A 414-nucleotide genomic window follows, 5' to 3' on the forward strand; every position below is an offset into this window, starting at 1 on the left:
AGAAACAAACCGGTAACCGAAATGCGAGTAACAGGGTACAAAACCGGGATGTATATGGCGAAGGATTGCGAGCAGCAATGCAAGCAAATCTGCAGCCCGGCAAAGAAACACGAGCAGGACAAGGAACGAGGAAGACAACGGACAGAGCGTACATGAGTACGTGAAGGAGTTGTCTGACGAGTGACGCAGTCATGTGAAGTGGATCTGAAGCCCGGCAAAGAGTTGCGAGTAGTTCAAGGAAGCGAGCGTAGCCGCGATTGAGCGTACTGAAGTACGTGAGTGAGTGGCGGAGTGAGCTGACGCTGAAATGCGAAGCAAATCTGCAGTCGAAACGGTGAAGTTAGGAAGAGCGCACGGAGGATGCCTAGGCGCCAAGAGCCGAAGAAGGACGGGGCGAACACCGAAATGCCACGG

Source organism: Alicyclobacillus fodiniaquatilis (genome assembly GCF_042678105.1).
Taxonomy (GTDB): domain Bacteria; phylum Bacillota; class Bacilli; order Alicyclobacillales; family Alicyclobacillaceae; genus Alicyclobacillus; species Alicyclobacillus fodiniaquatilis.